Annotated in this window: 8 protein-coding genes and 1 pseudogene; 3 read left to right on the plus strand and 6 right to left on the minus strand. The window is 69.5% G+C overall.

Annotated features, from left to right (window positions below; genetic code table 11):
* Positions 1-72 precede the first annotated feature (72 nt).
* Positions 73-1,005 (minus strand): alpha/beta fold hydrolase, encoded by a 933-nt coding sequence (locus tag ACFC02_RS21365; RefSeq protein ID WP_376359413.1) that lies wholly within the window; start codon positions 1,003-1,005, stop codon positions 73-75.
* Positions 998-2,224, minus strand: coding sequence for an MFS transporter (locus ACFC02_RS21370; RefSeq protein ID WP_376359416.1), 1,227 nt, complete (start codon positions 2,222-2,224; stop codon positions 998-1,000). The genes ACFC02_RS21365 and ACFC02_RS21370 overlap by 8 nt, the downstream gene beginning before the upstream one ends.
* Before the next feature lie 142 nt (positions 2,225-2,366).
* Here ACFC02_RS21370 and ACFC02_RS21375 point away from each other — a divergent pair, with 142 nt between their 5' ends.
* From ACFC02_RS21375 to ACFC02_RS21385, 3 genes are all read left to right on the plus strand, one after another.
* The gene (locus ACFC02_RS21375; protein ID WP_376359419.1) at positions 2,367-2,957 is read left to right on the plus strand and encodes a TetR/AcrR family transcriptional regulator; all 591 of its coding nucleotides are present in this window, start codon (positions 2,367-2,369) and stop codon (positions 2,955-2,957) included.
* A gap of 318 nt (positions 2,958-3,275) precedes the next feature.
* Positions 3,276-3,644: a hypothetical protein gene (locus tag ACFC02_RS21380; RefSeq protein ID WP_376359421.1), complete on the plus strand. Its 369-nt coding sequence runs from the start codon at positions 3,276-3,278 to the stop codon at positions 3,642-3,644.
* Positions 3,645-4,272: 628 nt separating this feature from the next.
* Entirely contained in the window at positions 4,273-4,692 is a 420-nt protein-coding gene (locus ACFC02_RS21385) for a hypothetical protein (RefSeq protein WP_360980573.1), read from the plus strand.
* Positions 4,693-4,908: 216 nt separating this feature from the next.
* On the opposite strand, the gene ACFC02_RS21390 is transcribed toward ACFC02_RS21385, so the two are convergent.
* From ACFC02_RS21390 to ACFC02_RS21405, 4 genes and pseudogenes are all read right to left on the minus strand, one after another.
* Complete coding sequence (locus tag ACFC02_RS21390; protein ID WP_376359424.1) at positions 4,909-5,250, minus strand: hypothetical protein; 342 nt, start codon at positions 5,248-5,250, stop codon at positions 4,909-4,911.
* Positions 5,251-5,711: 461 nt separating this feature from the next.
* A pseudogene (locus ACFC02_RS21395) lies at positions 5,712-5,855 on the minus strand (IS5/IS1182 family transposase); the annotation flags it as partial.
* Positions 5,856-6,202: 347 nt separating this feature from the next.
* Positions 6,203-6,922, minus strand: coding sequence for a DUF4232 domain-containing protein (locus ACFC02_RS21400; RefSeq protein WP_376359436.1), 720 nt, complete (start codon positions 6,920-6,922; stop codon positions 6,203-6,205).
* Between the two features lie 815 nt (positions 6,923-7,737).
* A partial coding sequence (locus ACFC02_RS21405; RefSeq protein WP_376359427.1) for a hypothetical protein occupies positions 7,738-8,066 on the minus strand: 329 nt, incomplete at its 5' end.

Below are 8,066 nucleotides of genomic sequence, written 5' to 3' on the forward strand. Positions count from 1 at the left end.
CCACCAGCACGTGGCGGGGCCCGAAGACGCCAGGGGTGGGGTGCCGGTTCTCACCCTTGCGTCCGCCCCGTCTCAGTCGTTTTCGGTGATGAAGTCGCTCAAAGCGGCAGCGACGGCTTCAGGCTGTTCATCGGGGATGAAGTGTCCCGCGTCCGGCACGACGATCCCGGTGGCGTGGTCGGCCCACGGCCCGATGGAAGCTGCCATGTCGGGGATGGAGCCGTGGCTGCTGGAGATCCCGAGAACCGGGACCGTCAGGCGCTGTTGTTCCAGCGCTTCGTGGTTCTTCCGCGCCGACTCGGCGGCGTCCCGGTAGTAGGCCAGGGATGCACGGAGACCGCCGCCGGCGGCGACGGACGCGGCGTACTGCTCGATTTCGGCGTCGTCGAAGGTGTCAGGGGAAAGGGTCTTGACCTTCAGGAACCAGCCGACGTACTCCCGTTCGCGGCCGGCGAGCAGTGTCTCGGGCAGGTCGGGCACGAGGTGGAAGGCGAAGTGCCAGGTCTTCCACGCCTGCTCGGGGTCGGTCGGAATGGCGTCGGGGAGTGTGATGCCCGGGATGCCGGCGTCGAGCAGTGCCAGGCCACGCAGCTGGCTCTGGTACTTCAAGGCGAGGGAAAAGGCGACCCACGCGCCGATGTCGTGGGCGACCAGCCAGTATGTCGAGACTCCGAGAGCCTTGACCGCGGCGTGGACGTGCGCAGCGACCGTGTGCGTGTCGTAGCTGATGTCCGGGCGTTCGGAGTGGCCCTGGCCCGGCAGGTCGATCGCGATGACTCGGAATCGGTCTGCCAGGTTCGGCATCACCTTGCGCCATGCCCACCAGGTCTGCGGGAACCCGGCGAGCAGCACGACGGCTGGACCGTCCGGCCGGCCGCCCTCGACCGCGTGAAGCCGGACGCCGTCCGCGTCGACCCAACGGTGGGTGAAACCGGCCAGGTCGGGCAGCGGCAGGTCACGGACCGGGTTGCCGGAGACGCGGGGGGTGCTTGCGGGGTTATTCATGGTTCTCCTCCACTGGTGTGAGGTGTGTGGACGGTCTGCTGAAGGTGTCAGGTGTGTTGGTTGATTCGGCGCGTCGGCCGAGGGCGAGGCCCACGAGAGCGGTGGACACGACGAGAGCGGCGAGCATGGCGCTGGAGACCCGTGTCCCGACGGCCTGATCGGCGAAACCGAGCAGCAGGACCGGGACGACGAGCCCGGAGTAGAGGAACAAGAAGTAGGTCGCATTGAGCTCGGCTCGATTGCCGGGATCGCACAGTGTGTCGGTAACGCTCAGACCATGTCGGAGCAGCGTTCCGACTGCCGCGCCGGCGAAGACAGTGCCGACGATGAAAAGCGGCACGGAGTGGGTCCACAGCGCGACCTCGATGACGATCATCCCCACGACCAGGAGGGCCGTCCCCATGTCGCGTCGCACAAGGGCCGCAGGCAGGACGACCTGCGCCAGCAGCGCGCTGATGAACAGCGCGCCGACGCCCACGCCGATGACGGCGAAGTTCGACACACCCAGGTCGTCGCGCAGGAACGCGGGAGCCAGCGAGGAGAAGAACCCGTTGACGCCCGAGGAGGCCGCGACGAGCACGCCGCTGGCGACGAACGACCGCACCCGGCTCGCTCCGTCGGGAAAGGCCGGGCGACGGATACGGGGCCGCCGGCACGCCGTTCGGTCTGCGGGCCCTTCTGCGGTCTCGGGGATGACCAGCCAGCAGACGCCGGCGACGGCGCACGTCGCCAGGTAGCACCAGAACACGGTGTGAGTCGGTGCCGTGACGCATTCTGCCAGGACGCCCGCGGCGACGACGCCGAGACCTAGGCCGCCGATGTTGGCCGCGGTGCTCAGCACTGCTGCCGTCCTGCGCCCGCGCACGAGTTCCGCGATCGCCGACGTTGCCGTCGCGGTGATGAGCCCGGTCGCCACGCCGCTCAGCACACGCGAGATGAGCAGGACCGTGAGGCCGTCTGCCAGCGCGAATCCCAGAGTGCTCAGCGCCGTGAGGGCGAGCGACAGCGCGAGAACGGGACGGCGGCCGATGGCGTCGGACAGTGAACCGGCCACGAGCAGGGTGCCGACGACTCCGACGACATAGGCGATGAACACGACAACGGTGGTGAGCGGTCCGAAGCCGAATTGCGCGGCCCACAGCACGTACAGCGGGATCGTCAGCGTTCCGCCCGCCATGACGACGGTGTAGACGAACGCGATGGCGCCGACCGCGAGCATGCGGTGCGCGTGTCCCTGCGCTGGGCGGTTCGCGGGGTATCCGGCCTTGATCATGCCTTCACCCTACCCCATCTTGAACTGGTTGGTTCAAGATGAGAGGATAGTCTCCACCAGGAAGGGCAGAGCAAGAGGGAGGTGCGGAGTGGCAGGCAAGAAGCAGTTCGACATCGCCACGGCGCTCGATGCCGCGATGATCCAGTTCTGGCGGGCCGGCTACGCGGACACGTCGGTGGACGACCTGTCCCGGGCGACCGGACTCAACCGCAGCTCCATCTACTCCTCCTTCGGCGACAAGGACACGCTCTTCACGCGCTGTCTGGATCGATACACGACGCGTTACGGAGACAAGTACGACGCCGCGTTGTCCTGCGCCGCCGACCAGCCCCTGGCAGCCGCGCGGGCGTTCTTCGACGTCACCCTGGAACGCATCGCGGACCCCGGTCTGCCCGACGGATGCCTGGTGGCCCAAACCGTCATGGCGACCCCAGTGCTGAGCCCGAGCGTGGCGGCGCACGCACGGGAGGCGATCGGCTTCCAGCACACCCGGCTACGCGCCGCGCTGAAGGCCGGCCGACTGGACGACGAGGCGGCCGAGTCCTTCGCGACCCACCTCGCGGCCGTGAACCAGTCCCTCGCCGTCATGAGCAGAGCCGGGACCAGCACGGAGCACCTGCGCGCCATCGTCGACGTGACCCTCGACGCACTTGCGCACACTCTTGGCGCGAGCGACTGATATCTGCCCGGCAAAAGCCCGCCACCCGTCCCCCCTCACTGCTCCATCACTGTTCCGGTTCGCCCGCGTCCCGCCAGGAGCGTGAAATATGCCGCGCCGACCGGGCTCCCGCCATGCCTGGCTCGGCATCGCGCTCGACCACGGTGACGGCGCGCCCGTGCGCGGCCAGTCCCGTCGCCGGGCGTTGGGCGCGCCTGCGCGCAGTCCGTCCATGACGAGGTCGAGTAGCCAAGTGAACCGCGGTTTCCAGTCTGCGTTCAGGTCGAGCCGCCAGATACCGGCAAGAGCGAGGAACAGGTCTGGAACGTCAGCGGCATCGTGCGGACCCCGGACCGCACCGCGCTGTTGGTCGCGCAGTCGAACACGGGGCAGCTCCATCGAGTGGACCCCGTCAGCGGCGCAGGAACCCACGTCCACCTCGGCAGCGTCACCCTCATCGGCGGCGACGGGCTGCTCATGCTCGGCCGGACGCTGTACGTGGTACAAGGCGGAAGCAACGTCGTTTCGGTGGTGCGGCTCAACGCGAGCGGGACCTCCGGCCGCCTCATCGACCAGCGCGCCGACCCTCGTTTCGACGTACCGACGGGCGTCGCCCGCTTCGGCGACCGCCTCTACCTGACCAATGCCCGCACGGAGGTGTCATCACCGCAGACCGAACGATTCACCGTCGTCGCCCTGCCCATCTGATCAGAGCCGGACAGCCTCGATCCCGGCCGGTGAAAGACGAGGCGCATCGGATGGCGAGGCTCCGTCCGATTCAAACGCATCGCCCGTGACGTTGCGTCATGTCCGCTTCCGGGGCCGGGAAGCAGTCAGGTACGGCGCCGGTGATCGTGTGGTCGCCGAGGCCTGTGAGAACCGAACGAGATCGCGCCGCCCCCTGCGTCCTCCTCCTACCCGTCGCGCCGGAACACCGGGCCCATGCGTCTTGCTCGGGACCCTCATCGCCGCAGGCCGGCTGTGTCCCTTCCTGGACGCGCTACCCGACCCGCGGGATCACGGGGACCGCCGGTTTCCGCTGTCCGCGCCGCCGGCGGCAGCGGCCGCCGTGGCGGCCGACGCCCGCTCGCCGGCTGCGACCGGCGAGCGGATCACGTACACATCGCGCGGGGCCGTGGACATCCTCGGCTTCACCTGGAGCCCCTGACCGGGCAGGTGACGGTCCCGCTCCCGGCGACGCTGCGCCGTCTGCTCGCCCGCCGTCACGCCGGTTGGCCTGATTCACGCTGTCCGAGTGCGCGGGACTCCTGAATGCTGAAGGCGTCGGCCGTGGCTCACGGCACCCGCCCCGCAATCGAGAGAAGAGGACCGCTCCGTGCGCGCACCCATCCGAACCGGGCTCATCATCGGTGCCGCCGCCGGCATCATGCTGACGACGGCGACCGCGGCCACGGCGGCCACCCCCCGCGCACCGCAGGCATACGTCCAGCGGTGCACCAACCTGGGCAACGGCGACCTCTGCATCGACGTCACCGGTGGGGTGGGCCAGACCGGCCGCATCGGTGTCGGCTACTGGAAGCACGCGGGCGACATCGTCCATGTCCGGCTCGGCTGGCAGAACACCACAGGCGGCGCCGCGAACTACAGCCGGAACGTCCACGGTCCGCTCTTCCCCGGCGACGACACCGGCACGGAGGTGTGGACCACCTACCTGGCCCCGGGCTGTGTCTACCCGCTCATCGACGTGATCGAGCAGTACACGATGAAAGGCCAGGAGGTCTGCGTGCCCGCGTGACGGCACCCGCGCCGTCCCCGTGAACCGTTGTGGCACGGTCCTCACCTGTCCGTTGGCCTAGCCGTGGGAGAACAGGACCGGCCCATGCCACGACGAACGCGTCGACGAGGCCACCGTCGAGCGCAAGCGGTTCTGCGCGCGCAAGGCACTTCACGACATCTGCAACCCCGAGGAGCGCGACCTCGCGGTCACGGCGATCAGGACGTTCGCCCAGCTCTACGGCGCGAAGCTCCCCGAGGCCGTCAAGAAGATCACCGCCGGGCGAAAGGCGAGCCGACGGCGTTCCACGAGTTCCCCGGCGAGCTGGTCCGGCTCGTCAGTGACCGCCTCGGGCTGGTCTTCACCGAGCGCGACAGCGACTACCGGGGCGTCTGCCACCTCGCCGGCATCCCCAACGGTCGGATCGAGATCCAGCCCGACCCGTTCCCCGGCGACGACGATGAAGACGACCTCTACCCCCAGAAACACCCGACGGCCCAGGTGCTGCTGCTCACCACCCCACCGACCCCGGACCCCGCCCTGCGGACCCGCCTGGACTCCGTCGTAGGACTCGTCCACCTGAGCCACGAGACAGCGTGAAGAGCTACTGATCCACAGCCTTTGACAACTGCTCCTGCCGGCGCTGGCGGGGGCCAGGCCGGCGGGACCGATGAGCGTCCAAGCTGCCGCTGTCGCACAAGTCCAGCCACGAGCGGAGGGGGTACGTACGCTCCACAGCTCCGACAGCAGCCCGCCCACCGGATCGCCTTGCCGGTGATCGCCGGCTCGTCTTCCACGTAGTGGCGCGCCCATGAGGTGGTCGAGGTGATGGCGATGCGCCGGCGCTCACGGCGGCGGGTATTCGTTGCGGGGGAGCGAAGGGAAAGCCCGGGCGGTTGCCGTTCCTCGTCGACACGGGGGCGGCACAACGGCCGACCCTGGCCGCCGATCACGGTCAGGCGGGCGTTGCGGATGAGAGCGCTCAGGGAGTCGGTGAGCAACTTGCCGGGCACAGCCGTGCCCCACCCGTAGGTGGGCGAGAGTCCGGCCCGGCCGCGTTCGCAGCGGTACAGGATGAGCAGGCCGGTGCCGCGGTAGTCGCCGTCCGCGATCACCGGGGTCTTACCGACGGCGTCCCTCGCGCCGGACAGTTCCCGCGCCTTGCAGCCCCTGCGGCCTGTTGGTGAAACGAGCAGAACGTCGAGGAACGGGAAGAACCGATAGGTGGCGTTTCCCCGGGTATCACGCTGGTGCGTGCCTGCCCTGCTGGAGGGCCTGGACTACGGGCCCGGTGAGGCGGTGCTTTCGTATCGCGGCGCCAGCGAGGGGGACTTCGTCTTCCGACGGGAGCTCGATGCACTGGCGCAGCAGCGCGGCGTCCGCGTCGTCTACCTGCCTGGACACCGAATCCGTGACCGCTCCTCCTGGCAGCCGGAACATGCCCGGGAGGATGACCACATCGCACTGAAGCGGCTCGTGCCGGACATCGGCGAGCTACGTGCGCTGCTGGGTCGTCGGGCCGGGTGTGCGGTCAGCCGCCCTGGCCGGCGCTGCCCACCGGGCCGACCGTCACCTGGGAGGTGGTGTCGTCCGTGACGGGCAGCGTGGCGGCGCCGGGCCAGGCGAGGGTGACCGTCCTGGTCTCGTTGGGCGGCGTCACCAGCAGCCCCGTGACGCGGACGCCGTGGCCGCCCGTGTCGTTGGACGGGTAGTGGATGCCGAAGGCGATCGACTGCCCGTCCTCGAGGACCGACGAGGTGGCCTTCTCACCCGTGCGCTTCGCGGACAGCGAGCCCTCCTTGAGCTTCAGGTCGACGCCCGCGTACCCCGAGATCGTGCAGTCCCGGCCACCGTGGTTCTTCATCGTCACCGCGACCGTGCGGTCGGGGTCGCCGTCGATGGTGCTGTCCACCGCCGTGATCTCCAGCTCGCCGGTACGGCACCTGGCGGCCTTGCCGGTACTGCCTGCCGCGCCGGACCCACTGCCCGCTGCCCCGCCCTGCGAGGAGGAGTCCTTGCCCGCAGAGCCGTTCCCGGCCGAACCGGCGCCCTCGGAGTCCTGCGCGCCGTCGCCCTGACCGGAGCCGCTGCCCGCTCCCGTACCGCCGTCCTGGGAAGAAGCGGTGGACGCGGCCGACGGGTTGCTCTGATCGGTTGGTGGGACCGGCCGCTCGGTACTGTCCTGTACGCCTCCGCACGAGTCGGTGGCAATCGGTACCGGCGAGCGTTTCTGATCAACAGGACTGCTCAGTCACGGCGAGCCGTTCCCCCGACCGCCCGCCGGATACATGCCTGTTACAGGCGCCGTGGCACCACACGCGCCACCACCGGCCGCGCCCCTTGCCGACTGTCGGAGACCAGGGCCCGCTGGGACACACCCGTGACTCGGTGGATCTTGACCAGTGTCTCGGGCAGGGCCGGCACGTACGCCGCGATGATGGATGACCCCGTACTCATCGCCCGCGAACCGGTGCGGGACCGATTCCCCACCGCCCGGGCGGCCTTCCTCGCCGCCGGCGTGCTCACCGACCGCCCGACGCCCGACATCTGATCTGGACATCGTGGTCCTCTTGGACGGGCCGCCCGCTCCCAGCCGGGAGAACCTGGTGTACCGCGGCTGGCCGGTGGAGCTGTTCGTGCCAGACGGAGCCCGTCTGGCACGGCTTCGCCGACCAGGAGACCGCGAAGGTCGTCGATGCCTTCACGGCCGCGGGAGGCGGAGCCACCGGAGAGGGCGGTGCGCAGGTGGCCGTACTGGATGGCGAGGGCAACCCGGCCACCAGGGCGACGGGCGATGTGCCGGGCGGGCCTGTGCCTGGTGTGCACAGAGACCGTGTGCGGATGCCCTCGTGTGGCGATTGAGCAGGTCGCTCATCGAGGCGCCGTTCGCGAAGCCGATCGTCGAGCGTGTTGCATTCCGCGGGATGTCCTGCGGTGCGGATCACTTGCCTCGGGTGCTGGTCGGGCAGGGTTGTCAGTGGGAGCTGAGAGTGCGGAACGTGAGCTCTTGTCCGTTTCGTGGTTGAGGTTGGGGAAGGACCGCTGGTCGTGGGTGGGGGGATGGCGTCAGACGCCGGGGCGGGCGAACAGGCCGGGTTCGGGTTCGATGGGGATGCCCCTGCTTACCAGGCGTTTCAGTTTGGAGCGGATACCTTCGGTGTTCTTCGGGAGGATCGGCAGGTCGAGGGCCTGGCAGAGGTCGCGGGCGCGCATCGGTCGGCCCGCGTCGGCCAGGGCGGTGAGGATCTGCCGGTAGGCGGGGTGGTCCGGGATGTCGGGGCGGTCCGGCCCCGTGCCGGGTGAGGGCAGCGGGAGAGTGAGGAGGGTCTTGCGGGTGATGCGCAGGTTCTCGCTCTCCACGTCGAGTTCGCCGAGTTGCCGGGTGAGTTCTTCGA

The sequence above is a fragment of the Streptomyces sp. NPDC056160 genome (assembly GCF_042268205.1).
GTDB lineage: Bacteria > Actinomycetota > Actinomycetes > Streptomycetales > Streptomycetaceae > Streptomyces.

What these genes read in the sequence shown, in the direction of transcription:
- ACFC02_RS21365 (WP_376359413.1), bottom strand. Translation starts at nt 1,005, where the DNA reads ATGAATAACCCCGCAAGCACCCCCCGCGTCTCCGGCAACCCGGTCCGT.
- ACFC02_RS21370 (WP_376359416.1), bottom strand. Translation starts at nt 2,224, where the DNA reads ATGCTCGCGGTCGGCGCCATCGCGTTCGTCTACACCGTCGTCATGGCG.